Source organism: Streptomyces pathocidini, assembly GCF_001418495.1.
Classification (GTDB): Bacteria; Actinomycetota; Actinomycetes; order Streptomycetales; family Streptomycetaceae; genus Streptomyces; species Streptomyces pathocidini.
Genome location: NZ_LIQY01000385.1, coordinates 1 through 20,229, shown reverse-complemented (window position 1 = coordinate 20,229; position 20,229 = coordinate 1). Strand labels below are relative to the sequence as shown.

The 20,229-nt window shown below is 57.9% G+C and carries 17 protein-coding genes and 5 pseudogenes; 12 read left to right on the top strand and 10 right to left on the bottom strand.

Features of this window, described 5'->3' with window-relative positions:
• Together AOK16_RS28465 and AOK16_RS18280 are read right to left on the bottom strand one after the other, a co-directional pair.
• Positions 1 to 160: pseudogene (locus AOK16_RS28465) on the bottom strand (IS256 family transposase); the annotation flags it as partial.
• Positions 161 to 198: 38 nt separating this feature from the next.
• Positions 199 to 825 carry a Type 1 glutamine amidotransferase-like domain-containing protein gene (locus AOK16_RS18280; protein WP_079101519.1) on the bottom strand — a complete coding sequence of 209 codons (627 nt, stop codon included), beginning with the start codon at positions 823 to 825 and terminating at the stop codon, positions 199 to 201.
• Between AOK16_RS18280 and AOK16_RS27270 the strand changes: the two genes are divergently transcribed.
• From AOK16_RS27270 to AOK16_RS27260, 5 genes are all read left to right on the top strand, one after another.
• Positions 824 to 1,057 (top strand): hypothetical protein, encoded by a 234-nt coding sequence (locus AOK16_RS27270; protein WP_157859254.1) that lies wholly within the window; start codon positions 824 to 826, stop codon positions 1,055 to 1,057. The two genes, AOK16_RS18280 and AOK16_RS27270, sit on opposite strands and share 2 nt — an antisense overlap.
• Before the next feature lie 171 nt (positions 1,058 to 1,228).
• Complete coding sequence (locus AOK16_RS27265) at positions 1,229 to 2,311, top strand: hypothetical protein (protein ID WP_157859253.1); 1,083 nt, start codon at positions 1,229 to 1,231, stop codon at positions 2,309 to 2,311.
• A 108-nt stretch (positions 2,312 to 2,419) separates the two neighbouring features.
• On the top strand, positions 2,420 to 4,048 hold the full coding sequence (locus AOK16_RS25865; protein WP_079101522.1) for a glycosyltransferase: 1,629 nt from the start codon (positions 2,420 to 2,422) through the stop codon (positions 4,046 to 4,048).
• 202 nt (positions 4,049 to 4,250) lie between these two features.
• The gene (locus tag AOK16_RS29000; protein WP_157859252.1) at positions 4,251 to 4,727 is read left to right on the top strand and encodes a transposase; all 477 of its coding nucleotides are present in this window, start codon (positions 4,251 to 4,253) and stop codon (positions 4,725 to 4,727) included.
• 1,379 nt (positions 4,728 to 6,106) lie between these two features.
• Positions 6,107 to 7,021, top strand: coding sequence for a hypothetical protein (locus AOK16_RS27260; protein ID WP_157859251.1), 915 nt, complete (start codon positions 6,107 to 6,109; stop codon positions 7,019 to 7,021).
• Between the two features lie 234 nt (positions 7,022 to 7,255).
• On the opposite strand, the pseudogene AOK16_RS18275 reads toward AOK16_RS27260, so the two are convergent.
• Positions 7,256 to 8,624, bottom strand: a pseudogene (locus AOK16_RS18275) (IS1380 family transposase); the annotation flags it as partial.
• Between the two features lie 1,541 nt (positions 8,625 to 10,165).
• Positions 10,166 to 10,444 carry a transposase gene (locus tag AOK16_RS25855; RefSeq protein ID WP_205627724.1) on the bottom strand — a complete coding sequence of 93 codons (279 nt, stop codon included), beginning with the start codon at positions 10,442 to 10,444 and terminating at the stop codon, positions 10,166 to 10,168.
• Positions 10,445 to 10,561: 117 nt separating this feature from the next.
• On the opposite strand from AOK16_RS25855, the gene AOK16_RS29325 reads away from it, so the two are divergent.
• The gene (locus AOK16_RS29325; RefSeq protein ID WP_055473304.1) at positions 10,562 to 10,759 is read left to right on the top strand and encodes a hypothetical protein; all 198 of its coding nucleotides are present in this window, start codon (positions 10,562 to 10,564) and stop codon (positions 10,757 to 10,759) included.
• On the opposite strand, the gene AOK16_RS18255 is transcribed toward AOK16_RS29325, so the two are convergent.
• Both AOK16_RS18255 and AOK16_RS29320 read right to left on the bottom strand, forming a co-directional pair.
• Positions 10,756 to 11,115 (bottom strand): hypothetical protein, encoded by a 360-nt coding sequence (locus AOK16_RS18255; protein WP_055473303.1) that lies wholly within the window; start codon positions 11,113 to 11,115, stop codon positions 10,756 to 10,758. The two genes, AOK16_RS29325 and AOK16_RS18255, sit on opposite strands and share 4 nt — an antisense overlap.
• A pseudogene (locus AOK16_RS29320) lies at positions 11,076 to 11,303 on the bottom strand (IS110 family transposase); the annotation flags it as partial. The gene AOK16_RS18255 and the pseudogene AOK16_RS29320, both read right to left, overlap by 40 nt.
• 279 nt (positions 11,304 to 11,582) lie before the next feature.
• On the opposite strand from AOK16_RS29320, the gene AOK16_RS25845 reads away from it, so the two are divergent.
• The 6 genes and pseudogenes from AOK16_RS25845 (at position 11,583) to AOK16_RS25830 (ending at position 18,876) form a co-directional block, all read left to right on the top strand.
• Positions 11,583 to 13,112, top strand: coding sequence for an aminoglycoside phosphotransferase family protein (locus AOK16_RS25845; RefSeq protein ID WP_157859250.1), 1,530 nt, complete (start codon positions 11,583 to 11,585; stop codon positions 13,110 to 13,112).
• A 665-nt stretch (positions 13,113 to 13,777) separates the two neighbouring features.
• Positions 13,778 to 14,308, top strand: a complete 531-nt coding sequence (locus AOK16_RS27255; protein ID WP_157859249.1) for a hypothetical protein — start codon at positions 13,778 to 13,780, stop codon at positions 14,306 to 14,308.
• Between the two features lie 342 nt (positions 14,309 to 14,650).
• The gene (locus AOK16_RS25840; RefSeq protein ID WP_157859248.1) at positions 14,651 to 14,986 is read left to right on the top strand and encodes a transposase family protein; all 336 of its coding nucleotides are present in this window, start codon (positions 14,651 to 14,653) and stop codon (positions 14,984 to 14,986) included.
• Between the two features lie 35 nt (positions 14,987 to 15,021).
• Positions 15,022 to 15,956 (top strand): annotated as a pseudogene (locus AOK16_RS28450) (IS3 family transposase); the annotation flags it as partial.
• Between the two features lie 49 nt (positions 15,957 to 16,005).
• Positions 16,006 to 17,353, top strand: a pseudogene (locus tag AOK16_RS18230) (IS30 family transposase).
• A 113-nt stretch (positions 17,354 to 17,466) separates the two neighbouring features.
• Positions 17,467 to 18,876 (top strand): metallophosphoesterase family protein, encoded by a 1,410-nt coding sequence (locus AOK16_RS25830; RefSeq protein WP_157859246.1) that lies wholly within the window; start codon positions 17,467 to 17,469, stop codon positions 18,874 to 18,876.
• 14 nt (positions 18,877 to 18,890) lie between these two features.
• Here the strand turns inward: AOK16_RS25830 and AOK16_RS18225 are convergent, their stop codons facing one another.
• The 4 genes from AOK16_RS18225 to AOK16_RS18215 all read right to left on the bottom strand — a co-directional run bounded on the left by AOK16_RS18225 (position 18,891) and on the right by AOK16_RS18215 (position 20,214).
• The gene (locus tag AOK16_RS18225; protein WP_240483634.1) at positions 18,891 to 19,346 is read right to left on the bottom strand and encodes a TIGR02391 family protein; all 456 of its coding nucleotides are present in this window, start codon (positions 19,344 to 19,346) and stop codon (positions 18,891 to 18,893) included.
• A 171-nt stretch (positions 19,347 to 19,517) separates the two neighbouring features.
• On the bottom strand, positions 19,518 to 19,712 hold the full coding sequence (locus AOK16_RS18220) for a hypothetical protein (protein ID WP_079101513.1): 195 nt from the start codon (positions 19,710 to 19,712) through the stop codon (positions 19,518 to 19,520).
• A gap of 116 nt (positions 19,713 to 19,828) precedes the next feature.
• Positions 19,829 to 19,981, bottom strand: a complete 153-nt coding sequence (locus AOK16_RS27250) for a PIN domain-containing protein (RefSeq protein WP_157859245.1) — start codon at positions 19,979 to 19,981, stop codon at positions 19,829 to 19,831.
• Positions 19,966 to 20,214: a type II toxin-antitoxin system Phd/YefM family antitoxin gene (locus AOK16_RS18215; RefSeq protein WP_240483633.1), complete on the bottom strand. Its 249-nt coding sequence runs from the start codon at positions 20,212 to 20,214 to the stop codon at positions 19,966 to 19,968. The genes AOK16_RS27250 and AOK16_RS18215 overlap by 16 nt, the downstream gene beginning before the upstream one ends.
• Positions 20,215 to 20,229 lie beyond the last annotated feature (15 nt).

The window sequence follows — 20,229 nt, the reverse complement described above, 5'->3', positions numbered from 1 at the left end:
TGGTCAGCTGCTGCAGCAGCCCGCCCTCGCCGGTCAGCTGCAGACCCTCGGCCTGAGCCCGACCCACCAGTTCAGCGATCAACTGGTCGTCCACGGCCTTCACCGACGCAGCCTTCACAGGCTCGACGGCCTCAGCCTCGGACACGTTCTCACTGGTCATCGATGCATCTTCCATGATCGGGAGTTACACCGATCGTTTTACAGACCCGCCGCGTAGACCAGACCTACCCCGTCGTCGGTGCAGTGTGTTATAGGCAAGGCGCCGTCTGCAACGAGGCGGTGTATGAGCGGGCGACGGCCTCTATCGGTGTCGTAGTGGACGCCGTTTCCGTAGGGCAGGAAGCTGCGTGCGTTGGTGAGCGGTCGCAGTTCAGGTCCGAAGGAATCCGTTGCGCCGCCTCGAAACCAACAGATCGATCCCGCGCTGACGCCACTGAGCACCACGCCTGCCTGCCACGCTCGGCGAAAGACGGCATCGAGACCGTGTACCCGCCAGACAGCCAGCAAGTTCGCCACTGAGCCACCCATAACCCAGACCACGTCATGGTCGAGGACAGCACCCTCGACGTCAGCAAGGTTTGGCATGGGAAAAAGGTGAAGTGGTGTCAGGTCGAAGCCGGCCACACGAGCAGCCTCAGCCATGCGTGCGGTGAAATGCTCGGCATCGCCAATGGCCGTGCCGACGTACATCACCCGGGGTCGACGACCGTGGACTCCTGAAAGGTCGACCGCATGATGCACCAGTGCATCGAACGACACCATGGTTCGTTCCCCAGCACGGTGTCCACCGGAAGTGGCGACGATGGTTGGCTCCGGAGCAGTCATGGAACGTGATCTTATCGACCTGCATGGCACGACCGGTAAGTGCACACCTGCCCACGAGGAGCGAACACTCAGCGTAATCGACCACAAAACCCGTGCCAGAACCCGAAGTCGTGAAGAAGTGATTTCACGATTCGTGAATAAAGCCAGTGTGGGTATCTTGATAGTAGCCGTCCTCGGTGAGAACGCCAGCCTTCAAGAACGCCTTGACCAGTTCCACGCGCTTGCCCTTTGAGTCGCACCCGCACCGCGTCCTTGACGGCGGAGTGCGAGACGTTCTCAAAGGCTGCCTCGATGTCCGAATCCAGCACCCATTGATAGCCTCGGATGCCGAACTCTGAAATATCCCCGCAATCTTATCAGCTGATATGCTGCCACTTCATGAACAACCAAAGGAGTGTACCGAATGGTCGCCACCCAGTTCGAAAATCTTTACTCGGCTGCGGCTAGAATGCTCTGGCTGCAGGATTATCCATCCTGGAGAGTAGATAACTCGTGGCCGACGGAGCTTCGTCTCTCATGGCAAAACCTCGAAAATATTCTAGCCTCCATAGGAAGTGCAGATTCGACGGAATCAACCGAAATCGATCCTTCGCGGTACTTCATATCCCTCCGCGCCCAAATAGGCGGTCAGCCAATTTCCCACAGAGGGATAGTCCGACTCTGGCAATCTCGAATCTATAACGGTTCAGGATTTCTAGTAGGCCGCGATACGCCAATCCCGAATAATTACATTACGCCAGGGGAAGCAGTGCTAATTCCAGAGGGATGGCACCTGGCTGCAATGGCCGCGCTCAACGAACTCCAATCGCGCCTCGCGCCTGGTCGGCCAGGTGCGACCATCGACCAAAGCTCCGAAGACCTTAGTAATCTACTTCACAATTCTGCTAATTTAATCAGAACTGCAGCCGGAGCCCCCTCGATGGAAGGTCATGAAATGTCTGACACTATTTCGCAGCAGATGTTTTCGTTACAAGATATACCTGATTGGGAGGCTCGATATGATGAACTCCGCAAAGTGGCTGGGAAGGCGATTTCTGCGATCCCTAGTGATTATCTTCAGCCGGACGTGTTAAGCGCAGCAGCCGACGTATCCAAAGTTTTAGGCGGGCGCCAAGAGTCGGTATGGACGGAACGTGCAGATGGCTTAAACCCCGCAGTACATATGGTCAGTACTACTCATTTCACTGGCGCAAACAGAGTGCCCATAAGTTTCAGCAAGGCATACGAAGAGTGGGGTACCTACCTCACCCAAGGTAAATCGCCAACCGGGTTCAGCGAATATGAGCCGACCCTAGAATGGGATCCTGAAAATCCTGCTGTCATAGTGTCAAAAGATAGGGCTCTTATGATAGCTGAGGCAATGGGCGAAACTTCCGCAAGATTGCGACCGGGAATTACAACAAGCATGATTCATTTTGATGGATTTCTAGTCGGTCGATTTATGCAAGAGGAGGTTCGAAGCGGGTCGTTTCTGGCTGCTTCTTGATGATATCCAGAGCTGATTGCTGAGGAATCCTCAGGGTGTAGAATTTTGCTGGTATTCACTGCCGATGGACAGCTGTAAGAGCTAATAAAATCTAGCCTAGGCGGTAAGATGAGTAAAACAGTTAAACAAAAAGTTCTGGTGGTCAGCGACTCTACCGGTCGAGGCTTAGGAGGGGTTCCAGTATTTAACTGGGAACTCACAAAAGGGCTCGCCAAACATTACGACGTAACACTATTTACTGTCATGCCTCATCAAGGCAAAGAGAAAACCCAAGGGAAAACCCTTGAAGAGCTTTATGATGAAGCTAAGGTTGAGATCTCCGAACAGCACGGTGGAGTCAAGGTTGCGCTTGTTCGAAACAACGCCAACATAGAAAATAAGTACTTAAAAGGACTGCTTTGGGGGGCAGTGGAATCTGGAAAGCCTGAGGACTACGGATTACCTAGCGCTGGCGATAATGTATTCGATGTGACGATAGGGCATTCGCGATTTTCCGGACCTGCAGCCGTCCGCATAGGAGAACTCTGGTATCCCGACACGAAGAAGGTTTGGTTTCTCCATACCCTTCCCGAAGAGTATGATGCAATTAAAGGCACGCCTCAAGAAGGCATAGAACATGCATTACTGGAAGCTCACTGGATGCCTCGTGCTGATATAGTCACCGGCGTTGGTCCAGTAATGACAGAAGAGGCCTTAATTTTAAGCAGACGGCTAGGACTTCCAAAGGTTCCTAGCGTCCACGACTTCACGCCGGGAACCGAACTAAGTGATCCTGTTACCCCGGAAGAACATGACTTCTTCGAAGTGTTACTCATGGGAAGAGCAGATGATAAAATAAAAGGCGCAGACGACGCAATCCGCGCTATACGACTGGCGAACGCAGAAGCTGGAGATAAGAAATTCCGATTGAAAATTCGTGGCGTCCCTAGCCCTGAAGTGAAGCTAACGCAGGACTGGGCTAATGATATCGCAGGCAATGATTACTCCGTAGTGATACTTGCCTTCACCAAGGACGGCAATGAACTTATAAACGATATCCGGAGTGCGGATACTGGAATTATGGATTCTCACGTGGAGGGTTTCGGTTTGGTTTTTACTGAATTCTCAAGCCATGGCATACCGGCTCTGGCTAACGAAAGGAGTGGCGCTGCCGGATTTGTGCTTGATCCACAACGTGTCCCGCAGGAGATAGGAGCCGACTGCGTCGTGCTGGATCGTGGCTTTGCCGGGATACGACCTCAGTTATGGAAAGATGCTTTACTGAAGCAAAGGGATCATATATCGGAAAGATTTGAGGCGGCAAGAGAGCTTCGGGAAACTTTCAGCCGTTACTCTTGGGAAAATGGGGCAAAGGTATTGGTCGAAGTGGCCTTGGCTACAGATCCCAGCGTGCCGAAATACACGATACAGGGTCCCGATGGCACGGTAACAGAGCGCGAGATAAGTGAAATAGATTCACCGCCGGAAGATCGAATACCGCTTAGCTCTGACAGTGAAATGCTGGACTTCACGGAACTTACCGTTGCTCGGGACCTTGGGGATGAGAAGCGAGCTACAATAACCCAGATTGAAGAGCAGCTAAAGAAGAGCGGAAATCCTGAAGAGAGAGAGGAGCTTCAAAAGAGGATTAACGAAACAACGAAAGAATGGGAAGAGCGAAAGGTCGAAGAAAATCGCGACCGAGAGAATGAAATGGAAAACGATGGGGAAGAGCTGGGGGAGTTAGGGGAGAAATAACTCCGGACCGGCGATGGCCCGGGCGGCCACCTCACGGGCCAGCTCCGGAACCAGCCCGGCGGTGTCAGTTGGTGGAAGCAATTGAGCTGCTGACCAGCTCAATCCGGGCGAGTGAACGGGCCCTGGCCGAGCAGATGTTGCCAGCCCTGAAGGCCGGCATGCTGCTGCTTGCCGACCGCGGATATCCCAGTTACCGGCTGTCGTGCGCCGCGCAGGCCACCGGCGCCGAGCTGCTGTGGTGGGCTGCCGCCGACCGGCATCTGCTCGTCCAGAGGGTCTTGCCGGACGGGGCCTACCTGTCCCGGCTGACCGACCCCGCCGACTCCCACCGCCAGGCCAACAAGCGAGCCCGCAGCCGCAAGGCCGGACGCGTGCCGCCGGCGCCTCTCCAGCCTCGCGGTCCCGTCGTGCGCGTGGTCGAGGCCTCATCACCGTGCGCACCAGTGACGGCACCGTACGGGCCGGCCACTACCGGCTCATCACCACACTGCTCGACCCGACGTCGGCACCCGCGCGGGAGTTGGCCGCCACCTACGCCCGGCGCTGGGCGGTAGAAACAGGATTCCGGGAGATCAAGACCTACCTGCGCGGCTCCCCCGCGCCCTGCGGGCTGCGGATCCCGAAGTCGCCCACCAGGAACTGTGGGCCTACCTCATCGTCTACCAGACGATCCGCCTGACCATCTGCCACGCCGCCCTGCACGGAGAGAACTTCGAACCCGCGAGCATCTCCTTCACCGCCGCCCGCGACGCGCTCCAAGACTCACTCACTACCACGCCCAAGGACACCGACGCGCACTGCGAACAGCTCTACCAGGACCTGTCCCGGCGTCTGATCACCCAGCACGTCACCTGCCAGACTTGCCCGCGGATGGCCAAGAGGCCACTGTTCCACTTCCCGTCCCGGCAGGCGTCCACCGCCCCCACCTCGCAAAACGTCACCTACCAACTCTCCATCACCACACCGGAGACCGCCGAACCACAGCCCTCCCGCCAGGTCAAACAGCAAGATCCGCCCTGCCGCACTGCCCAGCACCGCGCCGCGTAAGTTCCTGGCATTGGGTGAAAATCCCCCGGCTACTCGACCCTCATGCTGCGTTGTCTGAAGACCGTCGTGGTGAGCGATGGGGGAGAAGGCGCCCGGGAGACGTCAGGTAGGGACAGGGAAGACGACCACTGATGAGGCGTCGAAAATAGTCAGACGACCTCAAAACCGGGATGAAGATCTTGATCCCGGGACAAGCCCGGCGGGAGCCCGTCGACTGTTCGGGCGGCATCCGATGTAGAGGCGGGGTGAGCCCTTTCTGCTGCTCTCGTGTGGAACGTGGGAAGGCGTCCCCGGCATGTCCGCGTTCAGCGGCGTGGGCGGCCGGGAGTGCCAGAGTCGGGACTGCCCCGTAGGGACTTCGAGTACCGGGCCGGGGACCCCGGCGGCCTGCTGTCACCCTCACCCACAGCACACCGAAACCAACCCCCATCCCGCGCCCAAACCGGGAATTGGTACAGAACACGACTCATGTGGTGCCCAGCCAACTCACAACCAGATCACTAGTCGACACGCAGCAGAGATCGTCATCGCCGAGACCGGCGGGGACATGGCCCAGTTCGCCTCGTGGATCGGTGTCTGCCCAGGGCAGAACGATCGGCCGGTGTGAAAGCAGGTCCGGGTGCGCACGGCACGGCAACCGCAAGTGCCTGCTGGGCACCCCGGGATGGCCGCAATCCGCAACAAGGACTCCTCCTACCTCGCCGTGTTCTATCGACGCATCGTTTCCCGCCCGCGACAGCCAACGCGCCTTGGTCGCTGTGATACACAAGATCGCCTCTGGCGCGTCCTGCACGCTCACACCCCGACCAGGACCTCGGTGCCGAGTACTCACCAAGCGCAACCCCGAAACGTGCCAAGCGCCGTATGATCAAGAAGGCCAACAGCCTCTGCGTGACCATCCGCTTCGATCCAATCACAGCAGGCTGACTCGCGACAACGACTGTAATTTTCGTGTCAGGTTCAGCAGTATTACTTACCAGCACTCCGCGATAACCAGTATGGAGGTCCGACATGAATGACCGTTCACCCGTAACCTCGTCTGATTATTTTGCCACTAGACTACTAGTGGATCCCGACTTGCGTGCCGCATGGAAGCGGCGTGTAATCTTAGCCCGATCCGCAAAAAATAATCCAACCAATGTCAGGGCGCTAGTCTGTGGATTCCTTGCCGATATGGGAATAGGCGCCACCTATGCAGAGATCGCGCAATCCCTTAAGAATAAAACACTTCCCGATGCAACCCCTGATGCCGACGCCCTGAGGGCCACTCGCGACCTGCAATGTAATGGTGAGTTGAGGTCAAAATTTCTAGAGGCAGCGAGAAAGGGGGTTGAAAACGCGCACACCAGGAAATCGAGAACAGGCTCAAAAAACTCCGAACCGTTCTCAGAATTCCTTTCCCGATACGGATATGCTACAAATTCAGGAAAGTTTGCCGTGGCTCTAGGAAATTCCCTCGGCTCTCTACTTGCTCGACAGTCGGGGATATATGGCAATGTTCAATTAGGTTCCCCTAATGGGGGGCTATCCCCCGGGCCAACGCTGATTATTTGGCCTCCCGGCAAGGTTGTCTTTAATGAAATGGAAATCATTGAACCGATCTATGACGATACCACGGCAACCTTGAAATGGACTGCCGATTCCGGAAACGATAACGATGTCACTCTGGAGTTTTCCTGCACTACTGGTAAAATCAGGGAGGGTTCGTATTCAGGCCCGCGGATGGAAGGTGCAATAAAATATTCTGACGTGGCGGAACCGCAAGCGGTTTTTGTGCGCGAAGGAATGGCAACCCAGGAATACCCGCCATCCGTAGGGTCGGAAGTTTTGGCGAAAATTGCAGGCGTCGAGGTTCTCCGGAAGCTCGCTAAGGTTGCAGTTCTAGTGAACTGGTTCTACCGGACTGCACCGCCCGCAGCTCGCTAAAGGATTCACCCAAATTCCACCGGTTGGGATCAAGGTGCGTAAGTGCCCAGATAAGGGAGTATTCTAATTAACCTCGATCTTTCGTGACGGCCCGTCGGTTTCTTCGGCGGACCGTTTCGGATGTCCGGGCTGATTGCGGGCAGGTCGGTGGCCTGGCTGTCGCGTCGGGTGGGCGCCGGGTTCTACGGCTCCGGTCGGGTGGTGCTGTTTGCAGGGACGGGAACGTGCTGGCCAGCCAGGGTTCGGGAGGGCTTCGAGTCGTGCCAGGGCGTCGGTGACACGTCGGTCCAGGGCCGGTGGCGTGCGAATCTCAGGTGCCGGCGGCGGGCGGTCACGACGATCTGGGCGGCGGCGGAGAAGAGGTGGAGCCGGAGACGGCGTGGTTCCCACCTGCGGGTTTTGCCGGGCAGGGAGAGCATGGGCATCCAGGCCAGCAGGTCGAGGGCGATCCGGGCGATCTCCAGCCAGATCTGGTTCTGTGCGGTGTCGTGCAGGGGCAGGTTGCGCAGGCCGGTCGTGCGGGCGGCACGGATGCGGTCCTCGGCCCGCGCCCGCTGTCGGTGCCGCAGTTCGAGTGCGGCGATCGGGAGGCCAGTGGTGTTGGTCGCGAACGCGGTGAGCCGAAGTCCGTCAGCGTCGGTGAAACGCAACTGGGCTCCGGGGTGCGGGCGTTCCTTGCGGACGATCAGCGTATGTCCTTGGGCCAGCCCCTGAGGACGTCGCCGGTGAGTTCGGCGGCCCAGGCGCCGTCGCGGATCTCGCCGCCTGGTTCGACAGCCGCCGCCCACGCCGTGGGCGGGACCGTGAGGACGGCCTGGTGGATGGCGTCGGTGACGGTCATACCGACCGAGTACGACAGCCACCGGCCGTGCTGGGCGAGCCAGGCGACGAACTCGTGGGTGCCGCCTGCGGAGTCGGTGCGGGTCAGCGTCTGGCGTCCCTGCCGGTACTCCTTCGGCAGTTGGGCCAAGGCGAGCCTGCCGGTGGTGATGTGGTCGGCGGCGGTGTTGCTGCCCGCATTGCCGGGCCTGAGCAAGCTGGCCACCGGCTCCCCGCTCCCACCCTCCGTGATCGACGAACCCCATCAGGGGATGGTGTCCGAAGGTCTTCTTCCAGGTCGCGGCGGCGTCCTGTTTCTCGGATTGGGCCAGCACGAGCACCCCGTCCAGATCCACGATTACCTGCCCTGCGTGATCCGGGCGGCGTCCTTGGCCACGTTCCAGACACGCTCGCGGGCTTCGGCCCGCGAGCCTCGTATCGCGGACAGGGCCTTCGGCCCAGCCGCGGCAAGGGTGTCGATGATGCGGGAGACGGTCGGGTCGAAAGCCACCGGCCCGAACACGGTCGGCTTGGCCCGCAGCATTCCGACATCCGCGAGGCAGTCCCCGCCCAGCGCGACCGCGAGGGTCGCGTCCAGCAGGACCTTGCCCGAATCGTGCACTGCCCGCGGACGCCGCCACGGAGCCAGTGCCGTCGATATCGCCTGATCCAGCCCGCTCTTGCGGACGGTCTCGACCAACAGCACGGCCCCAGCCTGGGACACCACCCCATGGCCGCCGCCCTCGCTACGGACACGCGGATAGGACCCGATACGCTTCTTCACCTGGGAAGTGCCTCCGACGGGGGCAAGAACAAGGAACTCGAAAATCCTCATTCTTGCTGGCCAGAGGCACTTTTCGCTTACCTGACCACCTGTCGGACAACCCGATTCATGAAAGCGGGAGGCTAGGCACCCATCTGTACACCAGAGTGCGAGAGTTCATTGGCAGCCAGGACTGGCTCACCATCTATCAGTTCCCGTCAGATGCGCTCCAGCCCAACTCGCTCAAAGGGACCGTGTCACTCCTGCGACACGGCCTTATCACGAACGTTGCTCTCACCAACACGGACCACCTCATCCGCACCGTCAGGCACGGGCTCCACAAGATCCAGTACCGGCCCGCCTTCTTGAAGGCTGCCTCACCGAGACAGAGCTCGTCCTGAACCACAGATTATTCACTGCGTAACACAGGTTCAAGCCCAGTAGTCGAATCAGATAAGCTTTTGCAAAATGAGGTGAATTAATACATGAAAGATTTTGAGGTTTCTAGATATTTCGTGACGCGACTCCGGGTTGATCCAGAGCTCCGGGCTCAATGGAATAGAGTTTGCGTAAAATCAAGAAAAATGGCACAAGATAACAATAAGAGTCAAGCGCGGCAACTATTAGTGCAATTCTTCAGCCGTCTTGGTCTATCCGTAGACTACCGCAACATCCCACAAGCAATGCAAAGCTTTAATGAGCAGGATGGAATTCCAGACAAGAGCGCCCTACGAGCTGTAGAAGATATCCAGAGAATCGGCGACCTGCGAAGGGATTTCCTAAATCTTGTACGCATTCAAAGTAACCCCCCCCTTAGCGACTCCACTATAAACCGACCAAACAGCCAACAAGGAGACCCTTACGAAGTATTCCTGACGCGAAACGGGTATCAGAATACCAACGGCGGTAAACTCGCTATAGCGCTAGGGAACTCTGTCGGGCGAAACCTATCGCGATGGTCCGGCATTTACGGCAACTCTACTATGAGCAGTTCAGGTAGAAAGTGCCGCGGGGAAGGGCTCATCATCTACTCGACAAACGACGGTGCCGAGATGAGAACAATTATCGCCCTGGGGGCCGCAAAAATTATCGCCCCAAAGTACGATGACGAAACCGCCACTTTAACATGGGAGGCGGGCGACATCAACGAAACTAGTGGGACTCTAGAATTTTCCTATCCACGTATGCGAGAGAATTCCACCAAAGATGGACCGACCGCAACAGGTGTCATAGTCTACCCCCAGGATAGCGTGAAGGTAGGTGGCGGACCTGTGGACTTTTACGCATATCCAGGAAATCCAGACTCGCTGCCTCCATCCGTCCGCGAGGATGAACTAAGACGTAATGCAGAATCCGTTAGGATTCTTACCTCATTGGCGAAAATGGCCACCTTCGTAAACTATAGATATCAATCATCGACCGCTGTATCGGAATCTTAAAGAGCCGGCCAGGGCTGTTTCAAAGTCCTGGTGACGCTGCGAAGTTGCAGGTCACGGTGGTGTGACGACTGCTGGTCGACCCGTCTCGTACGCAACGAAGCTCCGGTTGGAGCGGGTGGCCTCTTAGAGGCGGATAATGTTGGTTCCGGCGGCTGTCAGCACGTGCTGGACATGCGTCTTGGCCAAGCCTCGGTAGCGGCAGCGGCGGAGTCCGCGCGCGTGGACTGTTTCCGAGACAGTGGCCTCACAACCCGCGCGGATGGCATAGCGCCGACGCCACTGATCGGTCTTCTGTTCCTTCCGAACCTTCGTCTGGATCTTCTGCTGGTGCTCTGGCAGGAGGAAGATGTGGCGTCCTTTGCCGTCGACGTTTAATTTTCGTGTTGCCAGAGCCACGTTCACGTGTACGCCGACACGGGATGAGGGCATGCTCACAGGTGGTGCTCTCCAGTCGGGGATCGATCCACCGAACCTACGAGACCGTGATCAATTACTTCCACCGGTTGGGATCAAGCCCTGATGCCCGAGTGGGGTGAGTTCGACCCAGCCCATCCGCTGGGGTGTCACCGCTGGCGCGTCGGTGACCGTATCGCATTCGACAAGCTCGCGCAGGTCCCGGACTGGATCGTGCGCGGGCACAGCTTCGCCCAGGACACCAAGGTGGTCAGAGGTGGGGAAGACGCTCATGTCCAGGCCGACCTCGGCGAGATGACCTAGGCGGTGGCCGGACCGATGCCGGGGACCTCATCGAGTCCCGTCGCGCTCGCGCCGCCGGTCCCACTGTCGTTGCCGCCTCCTGGACCGTCCGGGGTGGGCAGGTCGGACAGGGCTCGCTCGATCGCGGTGGAGAGTTCCTCGATCAGGGCGGTGAGGTGGTCGATGGTCTTGAGGATCAGGGCGATCAGATGGGCATGGTGGTCCTCGAAGTTCCCGGTCAGAGCCTCGACGAGGGCTTCCCGTTTCTTGCGCATCCCCGCCCTGGCCATCTCCGCGAGGACTTTCGGGTTGTGTTCCCCGGCGATCATGGCATCCATCATGGCCCGGCCGGAGACACCGAAGATGTCCGTGGCCACGGTGAAGAGCTTGATCTGGGCATCTTCTCCACGCGCTGCTTGTGGCGGGAGCGTTCGTCGGTGAACACGGTGCGGGTGAGGGTCAGATCCCGTAGCTGCCGGATCGGCTCGGGCGGGATGAACGAGGCCCGCAGCATGCCCCGTTCGACGAGCTTGCACAGCCAGATCGAATCGAGCTTGTCGGTCTTCGGGCGTCCGGGGGTTCTTCACGTCGCGGGCGTTGACCAGCCAGCACTCGATCCCTTGGGGCTCCAGGAGGAAGAACCAGGGTTTCCAGTGCGAGCAAGGTGGCCTCCATGACCACCCGGGTGACGCCCTGGCAGCGCAGGTGGTCGCCCAGCTCCAGGATCGAGTTGGTGGTCGCAGCCACGGTCCAGACCCGCGGGACGTGCTTGCCCTTGATACTGACAGGAAATCACTCCAGCTAAACAATCGCCCCACGCCTTCTATTTCACATGGAGTCACCAATGGGCAACAACCCCTTACAGGAAAGCCTTGATGAGGCTCTGAAACGAGCAGCGCTCCTAAGAGCTCTTGACAGCATCCCCACAGAAAAAATTCACGAAATAATCAATTCCCTCCCCAGGGCGGGCACTAGAAAAGATATCGGAGAATTCTCTCGCCAGGCACTTGGAATTGATGAACCGTTAACGGCTCAGCTAATCGGCGGCCCGGGATGCAAAGGAAGGTCTGGAGCTCCAGTATTCCTAATACGTAACACCAGCGGTAGAGTTGTTGCCGTAACGAAGGTATTTCCTAATGGAATGCTCGAGGAGTTCGTGCGTGAACTATCCGCTCTTGAGCGTATGAAATCCCTTGGGTTCGATTTCCAGGTGGCAGGAGCTCTAGGCGCCGGATCTATCGTGGATGAAAATCTCCCAGAAGGAGTCGTAGTATACGAATTAGCCCCTGGGAGTCCATTCGACGATTTAATGATTACTGCCGCCAAATCTTCCTCTCCCGAAGCCCGATCAGAATCATTACAGAAGCTAACCGAGGCAGTCAAAGCAGCAGGGAAACAGCTCGCTAGGCTGCACTCTCTTCCCGCAGGATCGGGAGGGGCTCCAGACGATAGTCGAATAGAGTCAAGGAGAAGAGCGGCACGGCAGGCCCTGGAAAAGATTAAACAAAATCGAGACATACTTAGCAAGGCTGGAGTTGATGTCGACACCTTAGTGAACCAGTTTCAAAACGTAATCGATCAATCAGTGGAAAAGCCTGGATGGGGCGCCCTAACTCATGGCGATACGAGCCCTGGAAATATTTTCTGGGATGACCAGAAAGGAGTCACTTTTATCGATTTCGGATCAGTCTATAAATCAATGGACTCGAATGGAAATCCTGCTGGATTCGCAGAAATCGATGTCGCAATTTTTCTACAGGAAACGAAATCAGCATCGTTAAAGTTCGGTCTAACCATTGAAGAGGCAGGAACTTTAACGGACAGCTTCCTAAACTCCTACCAGTCCACGACAGAGACGCCCATCGTTCTTAGCGAGCCTCTAGTTCGCTTATTATACGTACGGCCTCAGTTCGATGGAATCCTTAAAGCAATTAATAAACTCTCAGAGGTGGATTTGGACGATTTGGAGGAGGTGCGAGGTACATGGAGCGACGAGCCAAATGGGATAAGGGTTTCAGAAATTCACGCCACGCTAGATACTCTAAAGCAGTCGCTCGACATTAGGCTGCAAACAAGAGGAAAAACGAGCGATCCCTACGCTGATATTGAAATCGAAGATTCCCTTGATCGAATGGGAGACGTAAGTGAAACAGAAGTCGCGGAAGCATTAGGCGACTCCTCCAGACAAGAAATAGCCAAACTGGTCAAGCAGCTTCAAGAAACTGGAGATACGAGAGAAAGGGAAAGATTGAGTGAGGCTATCGATGAGCAGAGGAATAAAGTGGTGGAACTTGAGCGTAGAGCCTCTGAGGAAACTGAGGGGAAGCGCCAAGAGGACGCCGAAGAAACTATACGTGAAATAGAAGCTGTATAATTCCACCCGCATAGGAGATAGGGCTTATTTACTGCATATTCCCTAAGTTAATCGGAGGTCTAATTGTGAATCCGTCATTTCCCATCCGAGCCGAAATTGCCCCACGAGTTCTGTGGTCGATTGATCTCCCATCGCAGGATGCCGGGTATTTAACTCTAACCGAAAATGGAAGTGTAATCGCATCGTCTACTAATTCAACTACGTCACTCACGCAAGGGCGCTTATCATGGAATGTAAATACGGCTGGCCCTTCGTATGAAGAGCCAGCCGTCACTACAGATGGGCGAGTCTATCGCATTGAAGGGGAATATGTGATCGGCAGGGAGCCCGAATCCGGAAATATTGTGAATCAATTCCCTGCACCTATGGCGTCGGGGTTGACTGTAGCTCCCTGGGGTGACCTTATGTACTCATCGGCGCAGTTAAGGGATTCGGCAATCCTCCAGTGTGTATCGCTTGAAGGAGAGGCTCGTTGGACAAAGTCACTGAACAGCAAGTCTCCTCTAGCTGCCACTCCGCAACCGCTCAGGGGAGGTGTAGTTGCCTACTATGACGGTGCACTTAGGGCACTCAGTCAAGATGGTACGGAAAGTTGGAGAGTTGACCGAGAAGGCTTCTATGCGAGTCTCGAGAACATACCTACCACCCTCCATGATAATTTATGGATGCATCCCAGGAAACTTAGCGAAAACGCCATCTTGGTGGGATTAGAATGGGATTCTGGGCGCAGTCTGTACGTCGTTGAAATTGAGAATTCCAGAATTTATCCATATGTTCCTACGGATCCAGCAAACGCGCCGCTAGCTGTATTTTCTGGCTCGGGTGATGATTTTTGTGTCGCTGCCCAGGGCCCGCCTCTCCAGGCGCTGGAAATGCAGTGGGAATGGGGAATACAACTGCTCGATCGAAGAGCTGAAACGGTGTGGAAAAAACAGCTGCGGTCTGAGCTTAGTCGAATTATTGCAGGAAAAAATGGGCTCGTTGTATCCGGGACTCCCAGCAAGGAACGGTGGCTCAAATACAGCGGCTGGGGCGACGTAACATCTATCCCCTACGTTAAGTATCTGAATCTGGACGGAAGCGAAAGGTGGCACTGGGGCTGCCCTGGGGCTATTACTCATTTTCCCGTTATAGATCTTGAAGAAAATGTATATTTTGCTTTCCAGGGACGGCTTCACGCATTGGCCGCTAATTAAACTCCTCGAACTCCGTAACTATACTCAAGAATTTAGGAAGTTGCGGCGGATGATTTAGCCCACGCTACTCGTCCCCCCGGGAGACATCGTTCGCATGATGGGGAGTCCCGGAGAATCTTTCATCCTTCATGTATATGGAAAAATTAGAATCGTGCGGCCGCGGCCAGCAGTGGTGCACCCGGTGGACGGCCCTGGTGCGGCAGGGTGATGTCAAAGTCGGGGTGATCTTGTAGTTGTGCAGGTCACGGTGGTGTGACGATGCCTGGTGGGGGCGCGATGCACGCATCGAAGCTCCGTTGTGCAGGTGACCTTGCCAAGTCGCCTTCGCCCAACAGAGCTTCGATGTGCCATCAGACTTCCACCATCTGCCTGACCAAGTCACCTACCCGTCAGCACCGGTCGGGCGGTTCGCTGACGCTGCGGCTGCAGACGCTGGCCGATCCGCGCGCTCGGCGCGGGAACCGTCACCCGTTCGTGGCGGTATTGCTGGCGGCCTGCCCGACGGTGGTCGCCGGCGCGAAGTCCTTCGCGGCCATCGGGCAATGGGCCAAAGACGTGCCGCAGGACCTCCTCGCACGCCTCGGTACCCGCACCGCCATGGCGTTCGGCGTGCGGATCGGGTCCAGCAGCGCGACGATCCGCCGGATTGAGGCAACGCCGGCGGTGTGGACACTCTGACAATGGACCTTGTTGATCCGAGGAAGGGTGTCCTGGTGGGGCGCAAGTCTCCGTATCCGGCGGAGTTCAGGAGTGACGCGGTGGCGTTGTACCGCGTACTGCCCGGCGGGCGGGAAGCGCACGTATGCGGCGGTGGCAGCCGATGTCGGGGTGGCCGGCGAGACACTGCGCAGTTGGGTGCGCCAGGCCGACGAGCTGGCGGGCCGCGGCAACCGCGACGAGCAGGCCACCGGCGAGAGCCGGGATGAGGAGCTGGCCCGGCTGCGGGCGGAGAACGGCCGGCTGCGCCGGGCTGAGAAGGAGTGGGAACTCGAACGGGAGATCCTGCGCCGGGCAGCCCAGTATTTCGCGAAGGAGATAAGGGCATGACCTGCCGCTGGGACTTCATCTCCGAGAACCGCGCCGACTTCGGCGTGCAGCGGATACGCTGGGTCCTTCAGGTCTCGCGCTCCGGTTTCTACCGGTGGATCGCCGGCGCGGCGGTCCGCGCCGAGCACTAGGCCGCCGACGAGGTCATGATCGCGGAGATCCGCGAGATCCATACCGAGCACAAGGGAACGTACGGGGTGCGGCGCGTGCACGCCGAGCTGCGGGGCTTCGGACACACCGTGAACCGCAAGCGCGTTGAACGCCTGATGCGCATCAACGGGGTCGAGGGCCGTCACCTGCGCCGCCGCAAGCGCACCACTATCCGGGACCGGCTCGCGCCGCCCGGCCCCGATCTCGTCCAGTGCGACTTCCACGCCGGGCAGTTGGACGAGAAGTGGTGCAGCGACATCACGTATGTGCAGGTCGGCGGCGCGTGGCTGTATCTCGCCTGCGTAATCGACATCTGCTCACGCGGGTGCTCGGGTACTCGATGGCCACCCACATGCGCACCGAACTCGTCGCCGACGCCCTGAGGATGGCGGTGACGACACGTGGTGGCAGCGTGGACAGCGTGACCTTTCAAGCGGACCGCGGGTCGCAGGGCGGATTCAACTGGTCGTCGCAACACCTCGTGATTAGCGAGGTGTGGGATGGTTCGTCGTCAGCAGGTGGCCGATCGGGCGGTGCGCCCGAAGTTGAGGTCATCGGGGCATCTAAAATTCCAGCGTCATATCGTGGCGGTTCTGGGACGAAATCGCCAAGGGGCTTCTTGCGGAGGAAGCGGCTGGGGTTGTCGGCGTGGCGCCGGCGGTGGCCACGCGCTGGTACCGGCAATGTGGCGGCATGCGACCGTTCGATCCGCAGCCGCATTCGGGCAGGTACCTGTCGTTTTCTGAGCGGGAGGAGATCGCTCTCCTTAACGCCCAAGGCAAGGGCGTTCGTGAAATCGCGCGGGAAGTCGCACGTGATCCGGGGACGATTTCCCGCGAGTTGCGGCGCAACGCGGCCACCAGGAGCGGCAAGCGTGAATATCGGGCAACGGTCGCGCAGTGGAAGTCGGACTTGGCCGCACGACGCCCGAAGACATCGAAGCTGGTGGCCAATCCACGGTTGCATGCCTACGTCCAGGAGCGACTGCCCGGACAGATCAGCACGCCCGGCGGCAAGGCGATCGCTGGACCTGCGACAGGTGGGTGGACGGGTCGGAACAAGCCGCACCGCAAGGACCGTGCGTGGGTGCAGGCATGGAGCCCGGAGCAGATCGCGAACCGGATCAAGCTTGATTTCCCCGATGATGAGTCCATGCGCATCAGCCATGAGGCGATCTACCAGGCGCTCTACATCCAGGGCCGCGGGGTGCTCAAGCGAGAGCTGATCTTGTGCCTTCGTACGGGCCGCGCGCTGCGCGCCCCGCGTGCTCGTTCGCGCCGCAAGACCTGGGCGCACGTGACACCCGAAGCGTTGATCAGCGAACGGCCTGCCGAGGTCGAGGACCGTGTTGTTCCCGGCCACTGGGAAGGGGACCTGATCATCGGGCTGGAGCGTTCCGCGATCGGGACGGTCGTCGAGCGGTCAACTCGATTCACGATGCTCGTTCACCTGCCGCGCGAGGAAGGCTACCGGCACAAACACACGGTCAAGAATGGCCCTGCACTGGCTGGTTATGGGGCGATCACGATGAAGAACGCACTCGCCAGCACGATGTCGACGCTGCCCGAGCAACTGGCACGGTCGCTGACGTGGGATCGAGGCAAGGAGATGTCGGCGCACGCTCAATTCAAGGTCGAGACTGGCATTCCCGTGTTCTTCGCCGATCCGCATAGTCCATGGCAGCGCGGCACCAACGAGAACACCAATAGGCTCTTGCGCCAGTACTTTCCGAAAGGCACTGATCTCTCCAGATGGTCCGCTGAGGAGGTCGAGGCCGTCGCTCACACTCTCAACAGCAGACCCCGAGCAGGCTTCACCCTACTTCGCCACCGAATCCTCCTCGGATAGCAGCACACTCCGTCACCACCGAATGTGAGACAGGGCCGTTAAATTGACACACCCGATGAGATAGCATCAACAACCTTTACGGATTGTATTCAGCATAGATTTAGGTGATTTCCGTGAATGACGAGGAACTCGTTTTTAGGTTCGGTATAATTTCAGACACTCAGTTCCCTAGAGCATTGGAGTCTGGCAGTGGAACTGAAACTGCCTACGGAAACCAAAGTCAATCCGAAGAGAATAATAACAATCTTGCAAAGGCGCTTAGAGGCGACTCTGAACTTGAGCTTGTTATGCTAAATGGAGACCTCACCGAGTTCGGCCATGGGAGCGCCTTCTCAAGCTATGATGAGCTGGGGGCTTATCGGAGGACTTATGAAGGCAAGCTCAACCGGCCTCTGTATTTTGGTCTGGGGAATCATGACTACGCTAATAATATTGGAAATTCCTTTCAAAATAACTGCGCCATTGGAATGATCAAATACATGGAAGGCCAGCAAAGTATCTGGACGCCAGAGAACTACTCAACAGACTTTCACGTGAAACATTTTCCCGCGACCACATTCACCCTCGGGTACGAGAAGCGTAGCGGGAGTTATGCATACTCGTTCGACTATAAAGGTGTACATTTCGTCCAGCTGAACAACTATCCATTCTATAAGGTTGATGAATTCGGCGACGATTGGAACTCATATTGGCGTATCGATCCTTCGTATCCTGGCTGGCTGGAGAGTGATTTGTGGCAGAACAGGGGAAAGCCGATCATCTTAAACTTGCACGACCCGAGCGAGCACTGGGGGCCCGGAAGCGGGCAAGTTCCTGAAGATAAGAGGCTGTTAGATAAATTCTTTGCTCTCCTCCGGTCGACCGGCGTGGGGGCGGTATTCTCCGGTCACTATCATGCCGATCTAGGCAGGCAGGTGTACTGGAATCACTGGGGACTTAATGCCGCCGAGATTCCAATATTCTCCAGCGGGTCACCGATATATAACCACTTCCTAAAAGGGGGAGTGACCCGTCGAAGCGATGGAAGCTTCTTTCTTGCTGTTTCTCAGTGTGGAAGCGAGGGAGGGAATGATCGTACGATTAAAGCGGAAGACCCTGTGAGACTCCCTCACGAGTCGAGAGGAATGTCTCTAAGTATCTCTGAGTCCGGGCAAATTTGTGGGCAGCCACGGGATTCCCATAACCCTGACCAGAGCTTTGCTAACGGTCTCCCTCAGTGGGATGGGTGCTTCCGCATATGCTCTTCCTACCATCTATTTGCTTTGAGCGTTGAGAATGGAAACTTAAGCGCCAGGTCGCCAGATCGCCAGGATACGGCTCAAGATATCTCGATCTTACCGGCAAATGATGGTAGTGTGAGTCTAGTTTTCGGTCATAATGTTGAAAGTCTAGTCGCACTCGCTATGGATGACGCCGGAGAAGTAACCGTCAAGGCGCTCGATAGCGAGAGTCATGAACAGAAGTTTGAAATTATATCACAGCAAGAGGATGGTTCGTTTGGAATTCGCAGGATTTGGTCCTGAAAGTGCCGGGGCAGTCATCTCGTCGGAGGCCAATGGGTGGCCGTGTTTCGGGCGGTCATGTTGAGTCCGGACGCGTACTTGGACAGACCGTTTTGCACAGAACTGACCGTACGGTCACTCGGATCTCCCGGCCACGTCAGCACCGGACTCCTGACGTTGAAAGCCTTCTCGTAGACGTTGGTGGCGTCCATATTGGCCAGCCCGGTGCGGGTCTTTAGCTGGGAGGTAAGGGTTTCCGCAGCGCTTTGGACGGCGAGACGGAAGCGGCCGTCGAGCCAGAGCTTCCGGGCGGCTCCCAGGATCGTCGGGTGCATCGCCTCCACTCCGGTAGTCGGAGGGAGTTCAGCCTCCGCCTTGTCCGTCAGCGCCTCCAGGCGGCCCAGGATCTGCTCTGCGGAGTCGAGCACGTCGCGCGGTTCGAGCAACGGCTTCGGCGTGGTGACGGTCCTCCAGGTCGCGATCGGGTCCACCGGCTCGGGGAAGCCGGTGACACCTATGTACATCCGAGTCAAAGCCGGGTGCCGCCGACGCACGGCTGGCTGCGCGCGCTCCCCGGTCTGTGGCGGCCTGAAGCTCTTGAGGCGACACGCCTTCCCGGGCAGGGCTCTTGCAAAGTCGAATTTCTGTGGCGTTTCCGCTGTTCAGCGGGGGATCCGGAGGAGGGCGAGTGGTGCGGTGAAGGGTTCGTAGGACAGGTCGCGGACGGCTTCGGTCATGTTGGTGGCATTCCTGGCGCGGAGTCGGTTGAGGGTGGTGTTGCGCAGGGTGGCCATGTTCTCGGGTGCGTGGCCGGTGCGGATCTGGGAGCGGTCTTCGTCCCAGAGGACGTCCCGCACGTAGTGGATCTTGTTCTCGATGTGCCGGTGTCCGCGCAGGGTCAGGGCGATGTCCTGGGGTTTCGGCTAGCGCGAGAATGCCGTCGACGAACTCCTGGCGCCGTTCACGACGGGCCTCATTCGCGGAGTTCCACGCCGTACTGCAGCTCGGCAGCGGTGACGGCCGCGATGGCCACGTCGTCGTCACCCTGGAGCAGTGCGGCAAGCTCGCTCGTTCCGCGCTCGGCGCGGATGAGGATGCCGGTGTCGAGGATTAGTCGTCGGGCCACAGAGTGCTCATCTCGTTCTTGAGCAGGTCGCGGGCGGAGGCGACGTCCTCGGCGTATTCAGAGTCGGGGCGGTGGGTGGCGAAGAAGTCCTTCAGCGCACCACCGTTCCCGACCGAGGCCGGGCCGAGCGTGGCCAGCCGCTGGCCTCCGCGGGTGATCACGATGGTCTCGCCGTGCTCCGCGCGGTCCAGGACGGAGGCGAAGTTCCGCGAGATCTCGGATGCCGTCATCATGTCATGGAATCATGA

What these genes read in the sequence shown, in the direction of transcription:
- AOK16_RS25845 (WP_157859250.1), top strand. Translation starts at nt 11,583, where the DNA reads ATGGGCAACAACCCCTTACAGGAAAGCCTTGATGAGGCTCTGAAACGA.
- AOK16_RS18215 (WP_240483633.1), bottom strand. Translation starts at nt 20,214, where the DNA reads ATGATGACGGCATCCGAGATCTCGCGGAACTTCGCCTCCGTCCTGGAC.
- AOK16_RS25865 (WP_079101522.1), top strand. Translation starts at nt 2,420, where the DNA reads ATGAGTAAAACAGTTAAACAAAAAGTTCTGGTGGTCAGCGACTCTACC.
- AOK16_RS18280 (WP_079101519.1), bottom strand. Translation starts at nt 825, where the DNA reads ATGACTGCTCCGGAGCCAACCATCGTCGCCACTTCCGGTGGACACCGT.
- AOK16_RS27270 (WP_157859254.1), top strand. Translation starts at nt 824, where the DNA reads ATGGAACGTGATCTTATCGACCTGCATGGCACGACCGGTAAGTGCACA.
- AOK16_RS27260 (WP_157859251.1), top strand. Translation starts at nt 6,107, where the DNA reads ATGAATGACCGTTCACCCGTAACCTCGTCTGATTATTTTGCCACTAGA.
- AOK16_RS27255 (WP_157859249.1), top strand. Translation starts at nt 13,778, where the DNA reads ATGCATCCCAGGAAACTTAGCGAAAACGCCATCTTGGTGGGATTAGAA.
- AOK16_RS25840 (WP_157859248.1), top strand. Translation starts at nt 14,651, where the DNA reads ATGTGCCATCAGACTTCCACCATCTGCCTGACCAAGTCACCTACCCGT.
- AOK16_RS27265 (WP_157859253.1), top strand. Translation starts at nt 1,229, where the DNA reads ATGGTCGCCACCCAGTTCGAAAATCTTTACTCGGCTGCGGCTAGAATG.
- AOK16_RS29325 (WP_055473304.1), top strand. Translation starts at nt 10,562, where the DNA reads ATGCCCGAGTGGGGTGAGTTCGACCCAGCCCATCCGCTGGGGTGTCAC.